This window comes from Chitinophaga sp. W3I9, assembly GCF_050434025.1.
Taxonomy (GTDB): Bacteria; Bacteroidota; Bacteroidia; order Chitinophagales; family Chitinophagaceae; genus Chitinophaga.
Genome location: NZ_JBNPWC010000001.1, coordinates 6,775,458 through 6,798,068, shown reverse-complemented (window position 1 = coordinate 6,798,068; position 22,611 = coordinate 6,775,458). Strand labels below are relative to the sequence as shown.

Sequence of the window (22,611 nt, the reverse complement as noted above, 5' to 3'; positions counted from 1 at the left end):
GCATCTTTACCTTTCATAACAACCCATATGGAAGATCTGAAACAAGTGGCTGCAAAGGCAGCGTTGGATTATATAAAACCCGGCCATACCATCGGACTGGGTGCAGGCAGTACCATTGCACACCTGGTGAACTACCTGAAAACGGAGGAAACGTTATTTAAAAGCATTACCACGGTTACCTCTTCCTTTAACACACAGCAACTACTGCAGGAACACGGATTCAACACTAAACAACCAGGAGACGTATCCCGGCTGGATATTTATTTTGACGGATGCGATCAGTTTGATCATCAGCTGAATGCCCTGAAGAGCGGTGGTGGTATTCATACACGGGAAAAATTGCTGGCCGCAATGGCAGATAAATTCATCCTTATCGGCGATGGCTCCAAGTATGTGGCGCAGTTGTACACTACTTTTCCCGTAGTGATAGAAGTGATCCCGGAAGCAGTTCCCTTTGTGCTGAAGCAGCTGAAGAAAATATTTTCACTGGCTAACCCGGTGATCCGGCTTAGTAATAAAAAAGATGGAGCCGTGATTACCGAGAATGGCAACCTGCTTGTTGATATCTGGTTCCGTTCCTTCCCGCCATTAGACAGCCTCAATTATCGTTTAAAGGACATTCCGGGTATTCTCGAAACATCGCTTTTCTATAATATGGCGCATGCTGCCATCATAGCGGGAAAGAAGGGAGTAGAAATTATTCAGAAAGATCCTGCTTACCTGATCTGAAACTCTTTCGTACCTGCGGTTACATGATAACGTAACCCTTTACCAGTGTTTTCTGTAATTACCGGTTTATCGTTTTCATATATTTTTTGTGTGGGTGAGATGTGAAAAAAGATGTCTGCACCGGCATTTGCGGGCACTGTCACACGGTAGGTGATGACCGTACCGTTTCTTTTCCAGGAAGAAACCACGGTTCCGTAAGGGCTGTCATGACTTCCTTCAAAATGATCCAGTCCTTCTACGAAATTAGGAGATAACAGGATGTTTTTAAACCCGGGCGCATTTTCATCCGGCTTAATACCAGCGAGTCCCTTGTACAGCCAGGCGCCTATTTCACCAAACATGATGTGATTGCGCGAAAGATCTGAAGAGGCATTGATATCCCAGTTTTCGAAGAGGGTAGTAGCGCCGTTCATGATCCACCAGCCCCACGATGGAAAAGTGCGTTGCGCGGCCAGTTTCCAGGCTACATCTGCATAGCCGTTTTCGCTCAGCGCATTCAGGATACTTTTGGTGCCCAGCAAACCCACGTCGAGGTGAAAGTTATCTGCGGCTACTCTCTTTGCGAGATTGGCGGCTACCTTGCTTTTCATGGCATCGGGCACTAATCCCCAGTACAGGGCAACGCTTTGCTCTGTTTGTACGCCTTCTCCATAGATACCGGTTTCACGGTTCAGGTATTTGGCATTAAAAGCGGTTTTGATCTTCTCTGCCAGTGCGCTGTATTTACTATGGTCTGATGTTCTGCCAAACAATTTCGCCGCTTTGGCCAGGATCAGCGCGTCGGCATAGTAGTAAGCCGAGGATGTGAATTCCACGGGTGATTTTGATTTTACCGGCACCCAGTCGCCGAGGCCCCAGGTGGTTAGTCCGGACGGACTGATCGCCGTGATCCGGTCCACATAACGGCGCATGTTATCATAGGAGGCCGAGAGCAGTGTAGTATCTCCGTAAAACAGGTAGATGTTCCACGGAATGATGGCGATGGTGCTGGTCCAGTCCGGGCCATTGCCCCATTCATATCCCCAGCCGCTGGTGGGAATGATAGAGGGCAGCACCCCGTTGGGCTGCTGCTCGTCGCGGTGGTCTGCCAGCCATTTTTCATAGATGGTGATGCCATCGTAACTATACAACCCGGTTTCAATGGCAATCTGTGCATCTCCTGTCCAGCCGTTCTTTTCGCGCTGCGGGCAATCCGTTGGATAACCGAACAGGTTGGAGAGATAGGCATTATTGGTGGCCGTGAATAATTTATTGATCATGGTATCGGAGCCATGAATGTGGCCTGCCGGAGGTACATTGCTGTGCATGAAATAGCCGGTGAGACTTTCCTTATTGAGCTGTACCGGTTTACTGCTGGTCACTTCCACATATTGAAAGCCTTTATAGTTGAAGCGGGGCATAAAGGTTTCTTCTCCTTTGCCGCCGAGGATAAAAATATCTGTCTGGAAAGGATCGGTGTCATCTGTGGGGCGGTAATGCACTATAATATTGGAGAGGTCTACAAATCCTTTTTTATCCAGTTGCTCGCCGTGCTTCAGCTTAATGATAGTACCGGCTGCACCGCTTACGCGGATCTTACTTACGCCGGCAATATTTCTGCCCAGGTCATATATCCAGGTGCTGTCGTTGGGATGGGTAACGGCGGTAGCAGGAATTTCCTCCACATTTTCGATGGGATATAATTGTTGCGATACAATGTTTTGGGAAGGCGCGGCACGGTAAATAACCTCTTTCCATTTGTTGTCGTCGAAATTAACGGTGTTCCATCCTGGTTGTTCTTTGCGGGCGTCATAATGTTCTGCGGTATAAATGCTGTTAAATACGATAGGTCCCAATGCCGTTTTCCAGTCTTTCCCAGAGGTAACAGTTTCCACGGTGCCATCGGTATAGGTTACCCGCAGATCGAGGCAGAATGCCGGCCGGCCGCGCCACGGCGCTTCATGAAAGTTCCATACGGCGGTGGACTGGTGATTATACCAGCCATTACCAAGCATTACGCCGATGGCGTTTTTACCGGATTGCAGCAGGGAGGTAACATCGTAGGTAACGTATAGCGTGCGGCGGTCGAAGCGGGTGTACATGGGATCGAGGCGATGGTTGCCTGCTTTTTCCCCGTTGATATACAGTTCATACAGGCCCGCTACGGCGATATAGGCGCGGGCAGACTTTATAGATTTCGTAGCGGTGAAAATTTTTCTGAAGTTGGCGGCGGGTTTCAGGCGGGTGTCCTCACCGTCGCTGATCCAGGCGCCTTTCCAGTTGCTTTGCTGCAACATGCCTGTTTCAAACCAGGAGCGGCGTGGAGTGGATTTTACGCCGTCTTTATCCCATACTTCCACGCTCCAGTAGTAGCGGGTAAATGGTTGCAGCGGTTTCCCGGAGTAGCTGGTAAGTATATCTGCGCGGTTAATTTTGCCGGAAGTCCACAACGGGTGGGTGTCCAGGGTCAGTGAATCGGTGGATATGCGGATCTGGTAGGCCGTTTGGCGCGCGCCCGGGCGCGCATCTTCCAGTTGCCACGACAGCCGCGGATGAGCAGCGTCTACACCGAGCGGCATTACCAGGTGTTCGCATTTCAGGTGGGAAGCTTCACAGGGAGTGGCTTTTGCACCGGCGTACACCGTTGATACTGCACACCATAAAATTAAAAGATACAGAAATAGTTTCCGGAATGTTGAATACATGCTAAATGCTTGATTATTTTGCCAACAAGATAAAGTAAGCCGTACTTTTTTTTAATTGTTTTATGTAAATGGAAAAAAGATAGATCGATCTGTCTATTTTGTACTATCTTTGTTCCATGAAGAAGAAAACAGGAGATCCAAAGCAGCGTTTGCTGGATACTGCCACAGCACTTTTCTATAACCAGGGATATCACGCCACGGGCATTAACCAGGTGATTGAGGAAGCTGGTGTGGCGAGAGCCAGTTTATACCTGCATTATGAATCGAAGGAATCTTTGCTCCTGGCGTTTTTACATCAGCGTCATATCGACTGGATGGCCGGGCTGAAAAGCTTTACAGACGAGGCCGGCAAGCCGAAGGATAAAATTGCGGCAGCGTTTGACTTCCTGTTTGATAATAATGAAAGGGAGCATTTCAGGGGCTGCGCCTTTTTGAATATCCTGTCGGAAACTACGGAGAAGGACACAGTGGTGTTGACGGTCATACAGGATCATAAAAAAGACCTGCGCGCTTTTTTAGGTGAGATCCTCACCAATGAGAAGCAATTGGTAAAGGATCATGTATACCTGTTGTTTGAATCCGCGATCGTGGAAAGTCAGCTTTACCGGAACCAGTGGCCGGTGCAGGAAGCGAGAAAAATGGCATTGGGATTGTTGTAATGCGGACCAGGTGCATATTTCATCTCTATAAATTTAAAGATGCCCGGCATCTTTTTTTTAATCTTTTAAAATAGACAGATCGATCTATCTGTAATATTATACTGATCACTTTTAAACAATTATCTCATGGAACAGAAATTCCCCCTTCCTCCATTTACGCATGAAACCGCCCTGCAAAAAGTGCAGATGGCAGAAGACGCCTGGAACAGCCGTGATCCGCAAAAGGTATCATTGGTATATACGCCCGACACCGTATGGCGCAACCGCGACCAGTTTATCAACGGCCGGGAAGAAGTAGTGGCCTTTCTTACAAAGAAATGGCAGCGGGAGCTGGACTACCGCCTGAAAAAAGAACTCTGGAGCTTTACCGACAACCACATCGCCGTATGCTTTGAGTATGAATGGCATGATCATGCCGGTAACTGGTTCCGGTCGTACGGCAATGAACTGTGGGAGTTTAATGCCGATGGATTCATGCAACGCAGGCTGGCCGCCATCAACGATGTGCCTATTAAAAGCAGTGAACGGAAATTCCGCGAACCGGAAGATTTAATACTGGCCTGTTAAAGAGATGTGATTATTATGGTTACCCGGGAAATCATAATAATCACTACTAATTATAGTGTGAATTTTGTAACTTCGCTGAATGAACAAAACAGAAACACTCCAGGAGTTTTACGAACATAAGTTCCAGGCAGTTCCTGATAAGTTACAGCAGGATATAGGTCACTTTAATGTATTCCGGCTGGAGGACTGCATTGTAGACGGCGCTTCAACGGTGAAATACAGTCGCCGTGACTTTTACAAAGTAAGCCTGCTAAGGGGAGCCAACCTTTATCACTATGCAGATAAAACCATTGAAGTAAAAGGCAGCACCCTGATTTTCTTTAACCCGCAGGTTCCTTACGGATGGGAGCCCCTGACGAACGACATCAGCGGCTATTTCTGCATATTCCGGGAGTCCTTTTTTACAGGCGCCACCCGTGGCAACATCCACGACCTGCCCATGATGATGCCGGGGGGTATTCCTTCTTATATACTGACAAAGGCCCAGGACAAAGAAGTATCACAGCTCTTTAAAAAGATGCTCACAGAAATCAATACGGACTACGTTTATAAATACGACCTGCTGCGTAGCTACCTTACAGAAATCATCCATTATGCCTTAAAGATGCAGCCCTCTGAAACCCTGTACCAGCATGCAGATGCGAAGTCGCGTATCACGGCGGTATTTACGGACCTGCTGGAGCGGCAATTCCCCATTGAATCGCCGGCACAGCGGTTTGCATTGCGTTCTGCCAACGATTTCGCAAAGCAGTTGTCTGTGCACGTGAATCACCTGAACCGGGCCATCCGCGAAACCACAGGAAAAACCACCACGGCACACATTGCGGAGCGCGTAACGGCAGAAGCAAAGGCTTTATTAAAGCATACTAACTGGAATGTGGCAGAAATCAGCTATGCCCTTGGATTTGAGGAACCTGCTCACTTCAGCAACTTTTTCAAAAAACAAACCAGTATCCCTCCCGGCGCTTTCCGCGTTGTTTGATTTTTGCAATTATTGGTTTGAATAGCGTAACACGCTGCAGCATTCCCTGTTCTACTTTTGTGTTAACAAAAAACACAAGATCATGGACAACAAAAAAGTATGGTTTGTAACCGGCGCCTCCAAAGGATTAGGCCGCTCCCTCGTAAAACAATTATTAAACAAAGGATATAAAGTAGCCGCCACCTCACGTAGTATCGACGACCTGCGCAAAATTGCAACGGACGCGGATTTCCTGCCCCTGGCCGTTGACCTTAATAATGAAAATAGCATACAGGCAGCAGTAAAGGAAACTATCAGCCGCTTCGGTCGCATCGACGTACTGGTGAACAACGCCGGGTACGGACAATTAGGCAGCATTGAAGAACTGTCGGATGCAGAATCACGAAGCAATTTTGATGTGAATGTATTTGGCCTCCTGAATGTAACCCGCAGTATCCTGCCCCAAATGAGAACGCAGCAGTCCGGACACATCATCAACATTTCCTCTATCGCTGGTCTTACCGGTAGCTTCCCCGGCTTCGGTATCTATTGCGCTACCAAGTTCGCGGTAAACGGTTTATCTGAATCGTTGGCGGTTGAAGTGAAACCTTTTGGCATCTCTGTAACCATCGTTTCCCCTGGTTATTTCAGAACCGATTTCCTCTCTTCCGGCTCCCTGGGCCTGCCTGTGAACCAACTGGCCGCATACGAGTCGGTTCGTGCTGCCCAGCACGCGCATCAGGAGGAGATTAACGGCAACCAGCCAGGTGATCCCGAAAAAGCAGTAGCCGCCATTATCGACGTAGCCGCTGCAGACAATGCACCGCTGCATCTCTTCCTCGGAGAAGACGCCTACAATCTCGCGAATCAAAAAATAGCCACGTTGGAAGCTGACCTGGAGCAGTGGAAGGATGTAACAGTGGGAACGGCGATTGTGTAGGATGGATCACAGCGTATTTTGTCTTTCTCGCTGATTACGCTGATTATACTGATTACCCGGATTTTTACTTTTTTGATTTTATAAAGGATTAAGGGAGATAGCAGCGGATATTCGCTTTTATCTCCCTTAATTATGTTAATCAAATAAAATCCAAAAGTAAAAATCCGGGTAATCAGTATAATCAGCGTAATCAGCGAGAAAGACAAAATACGCGCCGGTCCCCTGCACTAAGTCAACGTGACATTAAAGTCCGCCCCCAGCTCGAGCCTCCCTTCGCGCTCCTCCGTGCTGCCAGGAACCTGGAGCCCTTTTATTTTGGCGGTTTTGCCTTTGGTCAGCAGGTCCGCAATGTGTTTGTCGGTTAATTTTTTGCCCAGTATTTCGAACGGAAGTTTGAAGCCGCATTCTTTAAAATTGGCGCAGCCATAGGCGGTGTTGCCTTTTTTGAGCGGATGCGTTTTGCATTTCGGGCATTGCATTTCCGCTATCACTACGGCCTTTTTGGGCTTAGGTTCCTTTTTGGGTTTCTCTTTTTCTTCCGGTACAGGCGGGGGATCAGGGGCAATGGTGATGAACTTGTAGCTGGATGTTTTTACTTCTTTGGTAAGGTCAACTACCATCTGGATCAGTTCATCTTTGAAGGTGTCCATCGCGTACTCGCCTTTTTCTATGAGGCGTAGTTTACGTTCCCACTGACCGGTTAGTTCGGCGCTTTTCAGCAGCTCTGTTTGGATGGTGTCAATGAGATCCATGCCGGTTTGGGTGGCATAGATATTTTTCTTTTTCTTCTCGATATATTTTCTGCGGAACAGGGTTTCGATGATATTGGCGCGGGTGGAAGGCCGGCCGATGCCATTGTCTTTCAGCAGTTCCCTCATTTCCTCATCATCTACCTGCTTGCCGGCAGTTTCCATTGCTCTCAGCAAGGTCGCTTCTGTAAAGGCTTTGGGCGGAGAGGTTTTGCCCTGGTGGATGCGTGGGGTATGTGGTCCGCTTTCACCCACTTCAAAGTGAGGGAGTATTTTCTCTTCTTCTTCCCCTTCCTTTTTCTCTTTTACATCGTTGGCATATACTTCTTTCCATCCCGGTTCTATAATCTGTTTACCGGTTACTTTGAAAGGTACCTGTCCTACTTTACCGAGTACGGTGGTATTGGAGATCTTACATTCCGGGTAGAAAGCGGCAATAAAGCGGCGGGCTACCAGGTCGTAGATCCTTTTTTCTTCCAGGGGAAGACCACCGGGATGCTGACCGGTCGGTATGATGGCATGGTGATCTGTTACTTTTTTATCGTCGAAAACAGTCTTTAGCTTTGGGATAGGAGCAGCCAGCAGTGGTGCAGTGAGCGCGTTGTAGGGCGTCATATCCTGCAGGATACCGGCAATTTTCGGATGCAGGTCTTCCGAGAGATAAGTGGTATCCACCCTGGGGTAGGTAGTCAGCTTTTTCTCGTAAAGGTTCTGAATATATTTGAGCGTATCATCTGCAGAGAAGCCGAATTTTTTATTGGCTTCCACCTGCAGGGCGGTGAGGTCAAACAGGCGCGGATTGCCTTCTTTTCCGTCTTTCTTTTCGAAGGAAGTCACCTCAAACGGGTGTTCTTTGAGATAGGCGAGCCCTTTGGCGGCTTTATCCGGTGTTTTCAGGCGGTCGATGGCCGCGGTGAATTCTGTTTCCCGGTAAATGGTTTTCAGTTCCCAGTAGTCTTCCGACACAAAGGCATTGATTTCCTTTTGCCGCTGCACAATCATGGCCAGGGTAGGTGTTTGCACCCTTCCGATGGACAGTACTACCTTACCCTGTGCAAATTTTTTAGTGAACAGCCGGGTGGCGTTCATGCCCAGCAGCCAGTCGCCGATAGCGCGTGCGCTGCCTGCGGCGTACAGGTTGTTATATTGCTCGGATGCTTTCAGGTTTTGAAAGCCATCGCGGATAGCCTCCACTGTCAGAGATGAAATCCAGAGCCTTTTAATGGGGGCGGCGCATTTCGCTTTCAGCAGCACCCAGCGCTGGATTAGTTCTCCTTCCTGCCCGGCATCCCCGCAATTTATCACTTCTTCACAGGCCTGCACCAGGCTTTCTATAATTTTAAACTGTTTTTGTACACCTGAATTTTCAATTAGTTTGATACCGAAGCTGGGAGGGATCATGGGCAGATCTTCCAGTCGCCAGAACTTCCATTGTTCGTAATAATCGTGCGGCTCCTTTAGAGTACAGAAATGTCCGAAAGTCCAGGTTACCTGGTAGCCATTGCCCTCATAGTAGCCATCTTTGCGTTGTTTCGCACCGATCACTTCTGCAATATCCCTTGCCACGCTTGGTTTTTCAGCAATGCAAACTTTCATATTCGTTTAAAATTGGGTAACAAATGTCGGATAAAAAGTTGTAAATGAAAGAAGGTTAAAATACGCCAAAAATCTTAAAATAATCAAGTACACACTTTAACTTTTAGTCTCCAAAAATACCTGTTATTTTAAGGAAGATTTGAAACTAACATCTTTTCCTTATGCGCTTTCCTGCCCTTGTATTATCGTGTGCCTTATCGCTTCCCGCTGTAGCACAATACCCTGCATCTTTTGACGGAAGCTTCGAAAGTAAAAAACCGGGAGGCGCGTTGCCTGACGGGTGGGTCGACTGGGGCGGTAAATACCGCCTGGCCGTCGACGACAGCACCTATTACGAAGGACATGGAGCATTGCGCATTACACCATTTGAAAAAAGAGGAATGAATGATTATGGTTGTACCGTGATACGTATACCCGTTACTTTTGCCGGGAAAACCATTTCGCTCAAAGGCTACCTGAAGCTGGATGCAGTTACCGATGGTTATGCCGGCCTGTTTATGCGGGTAGACGATAAATCGGGTGCCGTATACAAAATGGATAATATGCAGAAGCGGCGGCTGCAGGGAACTACCGGCTGGCAGCAATACAACATTACCCTTTCCCTCCCGTCCGGTGGCGGCACAGTATACGCCGGCGCCATTAATCACAGCAATGGTAACGTATGGGCGGATAACCTGGAAGTATTGATTGATGGCAAACCATTGAAGGACGCACCACCGCTCCACGTGTATAAAGCCGACAGTGATCATGCGTTTGACAAAGGCTCGGGTATCAGTATTTCCAGTCTTACCCCGCTGCAGGCAACACACCTGGAAGTACTTGGAAAGGTTTGGGGCTTCCTGAAATATTATCATCCTGCAATAATGGCCGGGGAGTACAACTGGGACTATGAATTATTCCGGATCTTACCGGAGGTATTGAGCAGTACCAGCGAAACGGCCAGGAATGAGGTCCTGCTTCGGTGGACCAACCAGCTTACGGCGCCGCAGGAGTTCCGGCGTATGCACACCGGTAAAATGGTGATTAAATTCACCCCTGATCTCGACTGGATTTCAGATGAGAAAACATTAGGTACGGCATTATCGGCAGCCCTGAAGACAGTGGCCGCCATGAACCGCGATGATGCCAGTTATTACCTCGGACTGGAGCCTGCTGGTAATCCGGCATTTAAAAATGAGCAGGCCTATAACACCATGGCCTATCCTGACGCCGGTTTCCGCCTGCTGGCATTATACCGCTACTGGAATATCATACAGTATTGTTTTCCTTATAAGCACCTGATCACCGAAGGCTGGAATAATAAACTGGCGGAGTATATACCGGCAATGATTAACGCGGCAGATACTGCGGCATACCAAACTGCGCTGCTGCGGCTGATTGCAGGTATCCACGATTCGCATGCAGGTATATATGGCGCCAATGTGGTGATTCGCAATACAGACAGGTTTAGAACGTTGCCACTGCGGGCACGGTTTGTGGAAAACAAGGCGGTGCTGGTGAAAGTGGGTGATGAAAAATACGGATTGCAGGTTGGTGATGTGATTACCGCTGTTAATAAAGAGCCGGTGACGGCTATGGTACAACGATTATTGCCGCTTGCTTCTGCTTCCAACTATGCCACGCAACTGAACAGGATTGAACGGATCCTGTTTCAAACGCAGGACAGTACCCTGCAGCTGGAATACGAAAGAGAGGGTAAGATCAGCAGTGTAACGCTGGCTACCACTACTTATAAACAGGCCATCATAGCGGGCGACCGCCCATCTGTTTCCTGGAAGATGATCGGGGAAGACGTAGGATATGTATATCCCGGTTATTTTAAGAATACACAAATGGATTCGGTAGGGGAAGCTTTTAAAAACACCAAAGGAATGGTGATAGATATGCGTTCTTATCCCGCAGACAACCTCCTGGCTTCACTTGTGAAGTATGTGCTGCCGTCGCCTGTACCTTTTGCTAAGTTTACTGTTGGCAGTGTACAGCAGCCAGGGTTGTTTGGCGTGACAGGTGAAATGAAGGCCGGCGCAAAGAACAAAGATTATTACAGAGGCAAGATAGTTATCCTGGTGGATGCCACCACGCAAAGCAACGCCGAGTTTGTAACCATGGCGCTCCGGCTGGCGCCGCGTGCTGTGGTGCTGGGCAGTACTACCGCCGGTGCAGATGGAAATGTTTCTTATTTCGCACTTCCCGGTGGCGTGCAAACGCTCATCACCGGCATTGGCGTGTACTATCCTGATGGACGGGAAACGCAACGGGTGGGGATTGTGCCGGATATTGTAATGGAGCCAACGGTGAAGGGTATACGTGAAAACAGGGACGAGCTGCTGGACAAGGCCCTGGCTATTATCAGGGAATAAGTTACTTTTTTGGTAAAGAATATTTCTTTGCTGCTTTATTATATTTCTTCAGGTACTTCCGGTCTTTTTTAACGCCTACGGCTGTTATGATACCGGAAGTTTCTGCTTTTACCCAATAGTTGAAGATGAACTTTTCCCGGTCGCGGATAAAGAACATCCGGGTGGGCCGTTGATTGCGGTTTTTCAGGAAGAGGTTGGCCAGGAACGTTTCCAGGTTAGCCATGAAACCCTGCCGCGTGGAATCCTTTTTATTCAGCACCTGTACGTTCAGGTTGTGATAATAAAAATTCATGGCGCCAAGTGTAGCGTATTTATTTCCGGACCATTGTGAGAAGATCGTATCCGCATAACCGCGTCTTACCTTTACAGCTGCCATCGGGATGGCTACGGCATTAAAATCTTTCAGGTCCATTGGAGCAAGATAGCTTTCTGCTGTAAAGCCGGAAAGGGAATCTCCATAGGATTCATGATAGGAAAAGTAACGGATAGGATTTCCCAGGAGCCTGCCGGTAGCCTGTACCAGGAGGCTGTCGGCGTTGCTGTAGGTGTTGCCGAAATGGGTAATCAGGGCGTTGATATCCGTAATGGGTACGGCTGACCATTTGTTCGTGGACTTCGACGATTCATTGACCGTTACCGCAGATTGTTGTACCACAATGGAATCTACCCGGAGCGCAAATGGAATGGTATGAATTAATTTTGTGGGCATCCATTTTTCAATGCCGTGTTCAAACGGAATTCGTTTATCCCTCGCCGTTGTCAGCTGTGTATTGTCCACCGTAATTTTACGGATAGCAATGGTGGTGTCGCCGGGTTGGTGATGCATATTGATACCGCTGATCTGCAATGCATCTCCTTTCACTGTAATGTAATCGCGTTGCCAGCGGGCAGTGCGGAAAGTTTCCTCTGCCGAAAGGTTGGGCGTCACTTCAAAGTTACGCACCTGAAATGTTTGGGTGGCCGGATCCAGTTTAAAGTTGTCCGCGTTGACATGAACCTGTTTATTGCGATAGTGCAATCCGCCTTCACTGAGCGTGGTATTGTTGATGAATGAGGGCCACTTTATTTTATGACCCTGGCTCCAGGAGAAGGATGCATCTTTAAACATGCCCGATAATTTTTGTAATACCAGTTCAAGCGTATCGGCCTGGTGCAGGGAGAACTGTGCCTCCTGCCAGGTGAGGTCCACACCTGAGCGGAGCGACAGGTGACCGGACTTCTCCTTATGCAACGAACCTTTACTGAGTTGCAGGGATAGCTGCGGAACGGAAGCAATTGTACCGGTATGACTGTAGGAGAGCGCCGATAACTGCATGTTCATATCGCCATATTGCAACAACTGTTGACTGCCGGTATTTACTTCCAGTTGGTTCCCCGTTAGCCGGGCCTGTGTTTCCAGGTGGGTGGTGTCGTGTTCTTTGATGCTGGTATGCGAAACAGCGGCATTGCCCGTAGCCAGTTTACTAATGGCTATCCTGCTGAAGTCAGTGTTATGGATGTTGGTTTGTATATCGAGAGAAGGGGTGGTTATTTTAGTATGCCCGTTACTGTTATGCAGTGTGGCTGCGGCATCGGTAATGTACGTATAACCGTTGCTGTTAAACCGTACGCTGCCAATGGTAGCATCCATTTTTTTACTGTGATGGCTGATGTGGTTAAGCTGGCCTGTGGCGGATGCCCAGGTAAAGAAGTGCTGCCGAGTGCGCATATCTTTCAAAGCTATTTTATCCGCATTAAAACTACTGTGCTCACCGGCGCCTTCGCTGTTGAACTGCACCTTGCCTATATCCAGCCGGGCAACCCGTATTACCGGCAAATCCTTTGCAGGACCTTCTTTTTTAGCGCCATTGTGATGTGCCTGTATATCGATAGCCCCGATCCTTAACACATCTACCTGTATGTCCTTTGATTGCTGAAATACGTCCCAGTCGAATACTTCCCAGTAAAGATCCCGTGCCGCTATGCGGGTGCCGTTTTCCAGTGCCACGGCTACTTTCGTGGCTTTATTATGCCGGTGCGTACCATCGAAGCTGTAGTTATCCATGGTGATATTAGCTTTATCGGAGATCACATTCACCTGCAAAATATGCAGGTTGGGCATGGAATGTTTGATATCTACCAGCGAATCGCTGAGCAGGAAGTTATGCAGCAGGATATCGGTGTTCAGGTTTTTTACCATCAGCGTTACCTTTGATTTGCCGTTGGAAGTAAAATTGATATTGCCATCTACTATCCGGAAGGTGTTCACCTGTATCAGTTCACTGAGACCATGCAGCGTTTGGTAGAAGGCCGGCATTTTAATAGCGGTGCTGTCTATAGGAACTTTGCCTTTAACCCGTTTCTTTGCTTTGGTAAGAAAGGTAATACCCGGTTGATAGAGCACTGCGCTGGTGGCTTTTAAACGCTTTCTCAGCAGGTGTTCCAGGCTTACGTTGTTGAGCCGCAGGGAGGGAGCGCGGAATGTTAATCCTTTGCCGGAATGGTTCATCGGCGTGGGGCTGTATTCCACGTTGTTAAAGATCACATCGTTCCGTTGCAGGATAAATTCGTCCACACTGAGCTGGAACATGCTGTCGAGCGAATAGAACTTTATTTTATCGAGGTTGAGTGCGATGCTGTCGGCGGTGATGGCTGGTGTGGAATCATGTGCAATATTGAGGTTATAAATATTCAGGTTGGTACGTTTGGGTGGTGCCGGTAGACACATTTCCACGAAGCAGCAGTTCGCCGTCTTTTACTTCGATGTACCGGAAGTTCATTCGTTTGAACAGGGTATTGGGCAGGCTGTCCAGCGCTATCTTTTTATCTTTGGTGCTCACCTTCTTGCCAGGGAGTTTTAATACAGGACGGATACATACGAGCGTATCAATCAGTAATTCTTCCCGCATATAAATAGCGGGAAGATGCCGGGCGTTAAAGTAGAACTTATCTGCCTGCAGCGACATTTCCCCTTTTGTGGCAGTGGCGGCACTGAAGATGGTGGCCGAGTCGAGTTCAAAAATCTGTTTTTTACCGGAGAAGTGCAGCCGCCTGAAGCTGATAGTATTCCTGCCATCCGGGAGGATCCAGTGTTGGCGGTCGAATGAGAAGTCCACATCATCCGATCCAAGGATGTGATTATCGGAGTTGGTAACCTTGGAGAAGTTGAGGATAGAGAAATTAAAATGATCGACGCGCAGGGGTGGCGGCCCATTTACCTTGCTGTATACCAGGGAACCGTTTTGCAGGTGAACGATGCGGGCATTTACATATTGCAGGGTTTGTTCCAGGTGCTGTACTAAAGATGAAAGCTGGAATCCTTCCTGGCGGGAGCCGCGCGCCACATGTTCATGGATAATGAGCGCAGGGCTGATCACGGAGAGGCTGTCGACCAGCAGTTTTTTATGCAATATCAGCGCGCGCCAGGATTGTATGGAAAGATACACCCTGGGAATGGACACATCGAAATGAGCGGCCACGTTAACGGTGTCTTTCCCGGTGAGCCGTGCGCCGCTGATCACAATATTTCTTTTGAAAAGGGAGAAGTCAATATCATCCGCGTCGAACCTATAGGCATTCCCGGATTCTTTGCTGACGATGTATTGTATGATGTTTACGAACTTATGTTCTACAAGATAATATAACAGCACACCAATGGCTATCCTGAGGATGAGCAGGACCACCAATACTTTCAGCCATATTTTTGCTTTGGGCGATATCTTCATATTCCTGGTATGCGAATGATCTGATTACAAACAGCCGGGCCTTGTATATGTTCATTTTTCAGGAAACCAATTTTGCGATGGCAAAAGCGGCTGCTGCAGCAAGCACGCCTATCATGGTTACTTTCAGGGCTCCCTGCACGGGAGGTTGACCGGTTACTTTACTTTTAAAATAGCCGAATACAAACAGGCAGATGATGGTGAGCGCGGTAGAACCTATCAAACCGCGTTGAGGCGTGTCCGTGAAAAGATAAGCCGATAGTGGCAGCAGTCCTCCTACAAAATAGGAGGCGCCGATGGTGAGCGCGCTTTGCCGCGCCCTGTTTGGGTTGGGTGCTTCCAGTCCCAGTTCAAATTTCATCATGAAGTTCACCCATTTGGTTTTGTCTTTCGACAGTTCAGTGGCAATCAGGTGTTGTACTTCGGGACTGAGGCCATATTCCGCAAACACTTCCTTCACTTCTTCCATTTCTTTGTCGGGTACGGTTTCCACTTCTGTATATTCTCTTCTTAATTCGCTTTCATAGTGTTCCAGTTCTGTTTTCCCGGCGAGGTATCCGCCGAGGCCCATGGCGATACAGCCGGCTACAATTTCGGCGATACCGGCGGTGAGGATGATGTTGTTGCTGCTCACGGCGCCGCTGAGTCCTGCGGCCAGGGCAAAGGGCACGGTTAATCCGTCGCTCATGCCAATGACCATGTCTGTGATAAAATCTGAGCTTTTTAAGTGTTCTTCCTGGTGCATCTTTTTCCGGGTTTAGAGGGCTTCACGTTATAAATATAAGTGCTTTATCGTATTTTGTCTGAACAATGTAAGCGATCATCACCTTTAATCAAAATTGGAAAGTTATGGCAAACGGGATTGTATGTTTTGGTGAAATGCTCTGGGATATTTTACCAGAGAAAGAATTACCCGGTGGCGCGGTGATGAATGTAGCTTACCACCTGCAGAAGCTGGGAGAGCAGGTGTCGCTGGTATCCCGTGTGGGACGGGATGCCCGCGGGCAGGGGTTGCTGGACATGCTGCACCGGTATGGGCTGGATACCAGCCTGGTTCAGACCGATGAACAGCAGGAAACGGGGAAAGTATATGCGGATATGACTGATCCGCATAATGTGCATTATGATATCGTATACCCGGCGGCATGGGATTTTATTGATTACACACCGGCATTGGCGGCGCGGCTAAAGGATACGGCTACACGTTATTTTGTATTCGGAAGTCTTTGTTCGCGCGACAAGGTATCATTGCATACGTTGCAGCAGGCATTGAAGGAGGAAGTGGTGAAGGTGCTGGATATTAATTTAAGGGAGCCGCATTATACGCAGGCGCATGTGGAATGGTTACTGGCGGAGTGTGATATCCTGAAGCTGAATACGGATGAACTGGCGCTGATCAGCGGATGGTATCATCCTTATGTGGATAAGGAGCAGGCCGTGCGTATGTTATCGGAGCGTTTTGGGATTGCGACTATCGTGGTAACGATGGGCGGTGAGGGTGCGTTGTTGTTTATGAACGATATTTTTTATGTGGAACCTGGTATTGTGGTGAAGGTGGCAGATACCATCGGAAGCGGGGATGCGTTCCTGGCGGGGTTCCTGCATAGTGTGATCCGTGGGCGTGCGGCGCGGGAGTGCCTGGTGTTTGCCAATGCCCTCGGAGCGCTGGTGGCATCTTATGCGGGAGGTGCACCGGACTATGAGGTGAATGATATTTTAAAGCAGAGGAAATAGCTTCCACCCGGAAGTTAATTCCCCTGCCAGATCTGGTGTTATTTGCGGGTGTATTTGATTTCCATGTCTTTTGTTTCTTTCCCGTCGGTTAACCGGTACATTTCCATGGTGTGATGGTCTTTATCCTGCCATTTTAATACCTGGCGTACGTTGTGTTCTTTGCCGGTGGCAGGGTCCAGGCCTTTGCCGGTAAATTCAAGTCCATCGCCGGATTTGAGGGGTTCACCTTCCATCACCATGATGCCGGTGCCCATGTTATCCACCCAGGTGGAGAAGTATTTTTTCTTTGCATTGTCGTACGCCATGGTACTAATGCCTTCGAAGTTCATGCCCATCATGTTGGCAGTGTAACGGCCTTCACAATAGCGGCCGCCAAGGATCATCTTGTAAGTGGCGGTGCCGGTTGATTTGCTGGGCGGTGCATCCGGTTTTTCCCAGAAGGTCATGTCGGCTGTCCATTCGCCATCGGTTTCTGCCATTTTCTGGTGTGCGGGGCCTGGTGTCATGTAGTCTGCCCACGCTTTCATCATGGCGGCAGAGTCTTGCTGGGCAAAGGTTGCGGAGTTAATTAACAGGCATAACGCAGCTGTTAACAGGTAAATTGTTTTCATGATTTGCAGCTGTTTAAGAGATGTTCGTAATGGGGTGAAATTACAGTCCAACAAGGTAAGATATTTATTGCTTTCCGCGATCGCATGCGTGTTACACCTCGTAAATAGCCAGGATTTCCCCTACCTTTGATCCTGAAAAAGAATTTTCCCCTTTATGCAAACAACCATCTTGGATGTGTCAGGAAATAAGGCGCAGCCACTGGCCATAGATGCAGCCATTTCCTTTGAACCATTTATCGCCTATCTCAGGCAGCGGATCCACGAAGAACCCACCGTGAAAGCCCGGTTGTATAAAGAAGCGCTGGCCGCGTTTGAAGCATCGGATATTGGCCGGCGGGATATTCCCCTGGAAGAAACCCCTCAGTATTCCGGCCTGCTGGAATATGTATATGCCTGCCTTTCTCCGGCCATGAGCCCGGAATATCAGCTGGCCTGGGGACTTAGCTTCCCGTTCCTTCCCACTACTTTTTATGGTACAGACCTGATCTATCAACTGCTGGCAAATAATTCGCCGGAGTATAATTACGAAGTAACCCGCACACCGGCAGATTACCACCGGGAGCGCCTGCAGCTGGTGTATTCACTGATCCTGCAACGGCTGTATAATTTCCAGGCGCCGGTAAAAACGGAGCAACACCATGCAGGAGTAAATACAGCTACCGGTTTGCTGCAATATTATGCGGTGGCCATCAGCACCGACTTTGTTGACGTGACGGCGAAGGGTGAGCTGCCGGACATTGATTTTGTGCAGCTGTACACGCATTTCAGTGAAGGCGGTGGTGAAGAGATACTGGAAGATATGTTGCCGCTGGACCTGTTCAGCTTCCGTGGATTTTGTGTGATCACCGTAACAGATGTAACGGCGGAGAAAGCGGTGGAGAATATTGCCGGTATGCGGTTATCGCGTACTACATTGATTGATGAACAGAATTACGAACGGGTGATCTTATCGCTTAAATCGCTGGTGCGTGACAGCAGGATTGAATTCGACCTGTTTCCTTTCCTGCGCGTAAATGATAATCCCGTATATAGTTTTGAAAAAGGTGGAACGGGTGTATTGTTTGCCGTGTGGGGTGAAAGCCGCCTGTCGCCGGAAGAATTCAGCAGGAATGCGAAGGCCTTTATGTCGAAACCACTTTTCTTTTTTTCCGGGGATATCGTAAAAGAAACGCGGGAAGAATATTCCTTCCTGGAACATTTCCGTCAGCAGGGAGTAAAGTCGCTGGCTATTATGCCCATTTTCCATATGGGTGAACCGGTAGGGGCATTTGCGGCACATACCTGGAGCGATCATAGTTTTGACGAGAAAACGTTGTCGCTGCTGGAACCTGCCATAGGCGCAATAGGCCAGCTACTACAGATCTATATAGACGAATTTAACGGGGAGATAGAGCAGGTGATCAAAGAGAAATTTACTTCCATACAACCGGCCGTGCAGTGGAAATTTAATGAGGCCGCCTGGCATTACCTGTACAGGCTGAAAAAGAACCGGCCGGCTGTCATCACCAATATATTGTTTAAAGAAGTATACCCTTTGTATGGCGCTATTGATATCCGGAATTCTACTATAGAAAGAAATAAGGCTATCATCGCTGACCTGGACAGTCATTTAAGCATCCTTGCCAATACCCTGGACTTGCTGCGCAAGTACCAGCAGAATGACCTGCTGCAGGAAATGATCTATCATAGCCAGCGGTGGCAGCAGGCCCTGTTGCATCAACAGCTGAGCCCTTCCGATGAAAACGCGCTGAACAGGTTCCTGGAAGAGGAATCGGTGAATTACCTGCAACATATTGCGGCGCAATATCCTGATACCCGCGAAACGATTAACACCTGCCTGCAAAGCATGGCGGGTAATGTGAATAAAGATGCGCTGGAAACATCTATGCAGCTGATTACCCAGGCGGCGAACAACTACCTGGAGTCAGAGAAAGCCAAGTTGCAGGATTCTTATCCCTGTTATTTTGAAAAGTTCAGAACGGATGGCGTGGAGTATGATATTTACATTGGTCAGTCTATTGCACCGGCGCGACCGTTCAATCATTTTCATCTCAAAAACCTCCGGTTATGGCAGTTATCTTCCATGGTAGCCATCACCAAACTAACCCACTCGCTGATCGCGCAAATGGAGAAGGAGTTGTTTACCACCCAGCTTATTTTTGTGCATAACCATCCTATCGATATCAGCTTCCGGGCAGATGAACGGAAGTTTGATGTGGAGGGTGCATATAACATCCGTTACCAGATGATCAAGAAGCGGATCGATAAAGTACATATCCGGAATACCGAAGAGCGGTTAACCCAGCCTGATAAAATTGCGTTGATCTATTCCGACAAAGACGACGTAGATGATTACCTGCCGTTTATCCGCTATTTACAGGAAACCGGTGTACTGGAGCCGGAGCTGGAGGAACTGGAACTGGAAGACCTGCAGGGCCTCAGCGGTTTGAAAGCCCTGCGCCTGGGCGTGGTGGTGGAAGACGCGAAATAAAATATTATCTTTCTCAAAAATAATTTGCATTCCCGTTAATAGTATACTAAGTTTGTAGACTAATAAATCAGCGCGGGGGTAGTACCTCTCAACCGCGGCAAGCAGCTCATGGAGAAAAAAGATTACGATGTAATAGTGGTAGGGTCCGGACCCAATGGCTTATCTGCCGCCATCAGGCTGCAACAGCAAGGGGTATCGGTATTACTGCTGGAAGCAAAGGACATCATTGGCGGGGGCATGCGTACTGCCGAGCTTACGTTGCCGGGGTTTTACCACGACGTATGTTCTGCGGTGCACCCGATGGCGATGGGGTCTCCTTTTTTTTCCAAATTGCCGCTGGCAGATTACGGTTTGGAGTTCGCCTATTCCCCGCTGGAAGCGGCCCACCCGTTTGACGACGGCACGGCGGCCTTCCTGGCGCGCTCGCTGGACGATACCGCCCGTGCGCTGGGAGCAGATAAAAAAGTGTACCGGGAACTGATAAAACCGGTGGCCGACAATTGGGAGGCAGTAGCGGAAGATAGCCTGGGACCCTTTTCGTTTCCGCGGCATCCTTTGATCATGGCCCGTTTTGGGTTGAATGCGCTGCGCTCAGCATCGGCTGTTGCCAACAGGTTTTCCACTACGGCAGCCAGGGGTTTATGGGCCGGCATGACAGCACACTCCATACAGCCCTTGACCAATGTGGCTTCTGCGGCCATCGGCATCGTATTGTCGGCGGTAGGCCATCGTTACGGATGGCCGGTTCCCAAAGGCGGTTCACAAGCCATTGGCAATGCCCTGGCCCAATACTTTGTTTCGTTAGGCGGGGAAATTCAAACAGGCGTGCACGTTAGTTCACTGTCGCAATTGCCATCGCATCATGCAGTGGTGTTTGATCTCACGCCAAAACAACTGCTTACCATTGCCGGTGATCACTTTTCACCATTCTATAAACGGCAACTGTCGCGCTATCGTTACGGTCCGGGCGTGTTTAAAATGGACTGGGCGCTCAGCGGCCCCATTCCTTTTACAGCGCCCGAATGCAGGCAGGCCATCACGGTACACCTGGGAGGCACCTTTGAGGAAATTGCGTTCTCGGAGCAACAGGCATACGATGGTAAGATCTGTAAGGCCCCTTTTGTATTGTTATCGCAGCAAAGCCTGTTTGATGAAAGGGCGCCCGCCGGAAAGCATACAGCATGGGCGTATTGTCACGTGCCCAACGGCAGCGATGCGGATATGACCCAGATCATTGAGCAGCAGATAGAACGCTTTGCACCGGGGTTCCGCGACCTGATCCTGGCAAAACATACTATGAATGCACAACAGATGGAAATATATAATCCAAACTATGTAGGCGGTGATATCAACGGCGGCATCATCGACATCAGGCAGTTGTACACGCGCCCTGCCTGCCGCATTTCACCCTATCGGACTTCTGCCAAAGGAATCTATATCTGTTCCTCTGCCACACCGCCGGGGGGCGGCGTTCATGGCATGTGTGGCTACCATGCTGCCAACACTGTGCTGAAAGATTTTTTTTAAACCGTCACTATCTTAATGAATAAATATGCCTGGAGTTAAGTCTTATTTACAGGAAGATTGGGCCATTGTTGTATTGGGGTTCCTGATCATCCTGCTTTCGCTGGCCGGAGTACATGTTGCTTTACCGGATTACAAATGGAGCACCGCCGGTGACCTTACCATGAAGGTGCTGACCGGCGCCAACTTTTTAAAGATCGGCGCACAGTTTATTTACGTGTTGCTGGTGGCCCTGCTGGGATCCTTTCTTACCGGCAGATCATTAAAAAATACCCTGCTGGTATTCCCGGCAGTGTTTATATTAACCACATTGGCGCTGATTGTAGCGGGTAATGCCGCGTTGAATGAACTGGGACTGGAAGCGGTAATTTTCAGCCTCATCATCGGGTTGCTGATCGGTAACCTGTTTAAACTGCCTGCCTGGTTCCGGGAATCCCTTACGTCGGAGTTTTTTGTGAAGATAGGCCTGGTATTGCTCGGTACCACCGTTATTTTTTCAGATGTGCTGAAAGCCGGTTCCCTTGGACTGATACAGGCATTGGTGGTCGTTATTTCTGTTTGGTATTTTTCCTATTGGGTATGTAAACAACTGAAAATAGATAAAGAGCTGACCATGATGTTGTCCAGCGCGGTGTCTATTTGCGGGGTGTCTGCCGCCATCGCTACTTCCGGCGCTATTAAAGGCGATTCAAAGAAGTTATCGCTGGTGATTTCACTGGTATTGATCACGGCCATCCCGATGATGATCTTTATGCCGATGATAGCCCACCATTTCCAGTTCCCCGAAGAAGTAACAGGGGCCTGGCTGGGCGGCAGTATAGATACTACCGGGGCAGTGGTAGCATCCGGATCACTGGTAGGTGAAACTGCACTGAAGATCAGCACTATCGTGAAATTTTCGCAGAATGTGTTACTGGGTATTGCCGCTTTTGCGATTTCCGTATACTGGACATATACCAAACATCCGAATGCGGCCGACAAGGAGCAAAAGCCCACGCTGAAGGTGATCTGGGACAGGTTTCCAAAATTTGTGATCGGCTTTATCATTGCGTCGCTGGTGTTCTCCTTTTTGTTGTCGCCCGCTGCTATTGCGCCGGTGAAAGGATCGCTGAAAAGTTTACAGGGACTGTGGTTTGCGCTGGCATTTACCAGTATCGGGCTGGAAACAAATTTCAAGGACCTGATCGGCACAGAAAGCAGGAAACCGGTATATGCGTTCCTGATAGCCCAAACGTTTAATGTAATTGTTACACTGATATTGGCTTACCTGCTGTTTTCCTGAACCGGCTGATTACTTTTTTTAGT

At 48.7% G+C, this 22,611-nt stretch carries 16 protein-coding genes; 10 read left to right on the top strand and 6 right to left on the bottom strand.

Translation table 11 applies throughout. From position 1 onward, the window contains the following. Positions 1–27 precede the first annotated feature (27 nt). Positions 28–729 carry a ribose 5-phosphate isomerase A gene (gene rpiA / locus QFZ51_RS27500; protein WP_429050624.1) on the top strand — a complete coding sequence of 234 codons (702 nt, stop codon included), beginning with the start codon at positions 28–30 and terminating at the stop codon, positions 727–729. Here the strand turns inward: rpiA and QFZ51_RS27495 are convergent. Then, positions 717–3,413 (bottom strand): family 78 glycoside hydrolase catalytic domain, encoded by a 2,697-nt coding sequence (locus QFZ51_RS27495; protein ID WP_429050623.1) that lies wholly within the window; start codon positions 3,411–3,413, stop codon positions 717–719. The two genes, rpiA and QFZ51_RS27495, sit on opposite strands and share 13 nt — an antisense overlap. Positions 3,414–3,529: 116 nt before the next feature. Between QFZ51_RS27495 and QFZ51_RS27490 the strand changes: the two genes are divergently transcribed. The 4 genes from QFZ51_RS27490 (at position 3,530) to QFZ51_RS27475 (ending at position 6,540) form a co-directional block, all read left to right on the top strand. Continuing rightward, positions 3,530–4,072, top strand: coding sequence for a TetR/AcrR family transcriptional regulator (locus tag QFZ51_RS27490; RefSeq protein WP_429050622.1), 543 nt, complete (start codon positions 3,530–3,532; stop codon positions 4,070–4,072). 126 nt (positions 4,073–4,198) lie between these two features. Then, entirely contained in the window at positions 4,199–4,639 is a 441-nt protein-coding gene (locus QFZ51_RS27485) for a DUF1348 family protein (protein ID WP_370908195.1), read from the top strand. 79 nt (positions 4,640–4,718) lie between these two features. After that, on the top strand, positions 4,719–5,621 hold the full coding sequence (locus QFZ51_RS27480) for a helix-turn-helix domain-containing protein (protein ID WP_429050621.1): 903 nt from the start codon (positions 4,719–4,721) through the stop codon (positions 5,619–5,621). A gap of 82 nt (positions 5,622–5,703) precedes the next feature. Further along, a complete protein-coding gene (locus QFZ51_RS27475) occupies positions 5,704–6,540 on the top strand; it encodes an oxidoreductase (protein WP_429050620.1) in 837 nt (278 codons plus the stop codon). Positions 6,541–6,767: 227 nt separating this feature from the next. Here QFZ51_RS27475 and QFZ51_RS27470 read toward each other — a convergent pair whose 3' ends face one another. Next, positions 6,768–8,885: a DNA topoisomerase 3 gene (locus QFZ51_RS27470; RefSeq protein WP_429050619.1), complete on the bottom strand. Its 2,118-nt coding sequence runs from the start codon at positions 8,883–8,885 to the stop codon at positions 6,768–6,770. Positions 8,886–9,046: 161 nt separating this feature from the next. Between QFZ51_RS27470 and QFZ51_RS27465 the strand changes: the two genes are divergently transcribed. Beyond that, positions 9,047–11,245, top strand: coding sequence for a S41 family peptidase (locus QFZ51_RS27465; RefSeq protein WP_429050618.1), 2,199 nt, complete (start codon positions 9,047–9,049; stop codon positions 11,243–11,245). 1 nt (position 11,246) lies between these two features. Here QFZ51_RS27465 and QFZ51_RS27460 read toward each other — a convergent pair whose 3' ends face one another. Genes QFZ51_RS27460 through QFZ51_RS27450 form a run of 3 tightly spaced genes read right to left on the bottom strand, consistent with a single transcriptional unit; the run spans position 11,247 to position 15,691 of the window. Next, the gene (locus QFZ51_RS27460; protein ID WP_429050617.1) at positions 11,247–13,958 is read right to left on the bottom strand and encodes a hypothetical protein; all 2,712 of its coding nucleotides are present in this window, start codon (positions 13,956–13,958) and stop codon (positions 11,247–11,249) included. After that, positions 13,906–14,949 (bottom strand): hypothetical protein, encoded by a 1,044-nt coding sequence (locus QFZ51_RS27455; RefSeq protein ID WP_429050616.1) that lies wholly within the window; start codon positions 14,947–14,949, stop codon positions 13,906–13,908. The genes QFZ51_RS27460 and QFZ51_RS27455 overlap by 53 nt, the downstream gene beginning before the upstream one ends. Before the next feature lie 58 nt (positions 14,950–15,007). Continuing rightward, positions 15,008–15,691, bottom strand: coding sequence for a VIT1/CCC1 transporter family protein (locus tag QFZ51_RS27450; RefSeq protein ID WP_370908189.1), 684 nt, complete (start codon positions 15,689–15,691; stop codon positions 15,008–15,010). A gap of 104 nt (positions 15,692–15,795) precedes the next feature. Here QFZ51_RS27450 and QFZ51_RS27445 point away from each other — a divergent pair, with 104 nt between their 5' ends. Next, positions 15,796–16,680, top strand: a complete 885-nt coding sequence (locus QFZ51_RS27445; RefSeq protein WP_429050615.1) for a carbohydrate kinase family protein — start codon at positions 15,796–15,798, stop codon at positions 16,678–16,680. Positions 16,681–16,718: 38 nt separating this feature from the next. Here QFZ51_RS27445 and QFZ51_RS27440 read toward each other — a convergent pair whose 3' ends face one another. Continuing rightward, positions 16,719–17,291 carry a DUF1579 domain-containing protein gene (locus tag QFZ51_RS27440; protein WP_429050614.1) on the bottom strand — a complete coding sequence of 191 codons (573 nt, stop codon included), beginning with the start codon at positions 17,289–17,291 and terminating at the stop codon, positions 16,719–16,721. A gap of 154 nt (positions 17,292–17,445) precedes the next feature. Here QFZ51_RS27440 and QFZ51_RS27435 point away from each other — a divergent pair, with 154 nt between their 5' ends. From QFZ51_RS27435 to QFZ51_RS27425, 3 genes are all read left to right on the top strand, one after another. Then, positions 17,446–19,782 (top strand): GAF domain-containing protein, encoded by a 2,337-nt coding sequence (locus tag QFZ51_RS27435; RefSeq protein WP_429050613.1) that lies wholly within the window; start codon positions 17,446–17,448, stop codon positions 19,780–19,782. A 108-nt stretch (positions 19,783–19,890) separates the two neighbouring features. After that, complete coding sequence (locus QFZ51_RS27430) at positions 19,891–21,309, top strand: phytoene desaturase family protein (protein WP_429050612.1); 1,419 nt, start codon at positions 19,891–19,893, stop codon at positions 21,307–21,309. A 25-nt stretch (positions 21,310–21,334) separates the two neighbouring features. Continuing rightward, positions 21,335–22,588 carry a YeiH family protein gene (locus tag QFZ51_RS27425; RefSeq protein WP_429050611.1) on the top strand — a complete coding sequence of 418 codons (1,254 nt, stop codon included), beginning with the start codon at positions 21,335–21,337 and terminating at the stop codon, positions 22,586–22,588. Positions 22,589–22,611 lie beyond the last annotated feature (23 nt).

Excerpts from the sequence above, each read along its gene's own strand:
- rpiA (WP_429050624.1), top strand. The coding sequence starts at position 28 with ATGGAAGATCTGAAACAAGTGGCTGCAAAGGCAGCGTTGGATTATATA.
- QFZ51_RS27495 (WP_429050623.1), bottom strand. The coding sequence starts at position 3,413 with ATGTATTCAACATTCCGGAAACTATTTCTGTATCTTTTAATTTTATGG.
- QFZ51_RS27490 (WP_429050622.1), top strand. The coding sequence starts at position 3,530 with ATGAAGAAGAAAACAGGAGATCCAAAGCAGCGTTTGCTGGATACTGCC.
- QFZ51_RS27485 (WP_370908195.1), top strand. The coding sequence starts at position 4,199 with ATGGAACAGAAATTCCCCCTTCCTCCATTTACGCATGAAACCGCCCTG.
- QFZ51_RS27480 (WP_429050621.1), top strand. The coding sequence starts at position 4,719 with ATGAACAAAACAGAAACACTCCAGGAGTTTTACGAACATAAGTTCCAG.
- QFZ51_RS27475 (WP_429050620.1), top strand. The coding sequence starts at position 5,704 with ATGGACAACAAAAAAGTATGGTTTGTAACCGGCGCCTCCAAAGGATTA.
- QFZ51_RS27470 (WP_429050619.1), bottom strand. The coding sequence starts at position 8,885 with ATGAAAGTTTGCATTGCTGAAAAACCAAGCGTGGCAAGGGATATTGCA.
- QFZ51_RS27465 (WP_429050618.1), top strand. The coding sequence starts at position 9,047 with ATGCGCTTTCCTGCCCTTGTATTATCGTGTGCCTTATCGCTTCCCGCT.
- QFZ51_RS27455 (WP_429050616.1), bottom strand. The coding sequence starts at position 14,949 with ATGAAGATATCGCCCAAAGCAAAAATATGGCTGAAAGTATTGGTGGTC.
- QFZ51_RS27450 (WP_370908189.1), bottom strand. The coding sequence starts at position 15,691 with ATGCACCAGGAAGAACACTTAAAAAGCTCAGATTTTATCACAGACATG.
- QFZ51_RS27445 (WP_429050615.1), top strand. The coding sequence starts at position 15,796 with ATGGCAAACGGGATTGTATGTTTTGGTGAAATGCTCTGGGATATTTTA.
- QFZ51_RS27440 (WP_429050614.1), bottom strand. The coding sequence starts at position 17,291 with ATGAAAACAATTTACCTGTTAACAGCTGCGTTATGCCTGTTAATTAAC.
- QFZ51_RS27435 (WP_429050613.1), top strand. The coding sequence starts at position 17,446 with ATGCAAACAACCATCTTGGATGTGTCAGGAAATAAGGCGCAGCCACTG.
- QFZ51_RS27430 (WP_429050612.1), top strand. The coding sequence starts at position 19,891 with ATGGAGAAAAAAGATTACGATGTAATAGTGGTAGGGTCCGGACCCAAT.
- QFZ51_RS27425 (WP_429050611.1), top strand. The coding sequence starts at position 21,335 with ATGCCTGGAGTTAAGTCTTATTTACAGGAAGATTGGGCCATTGTTGTA.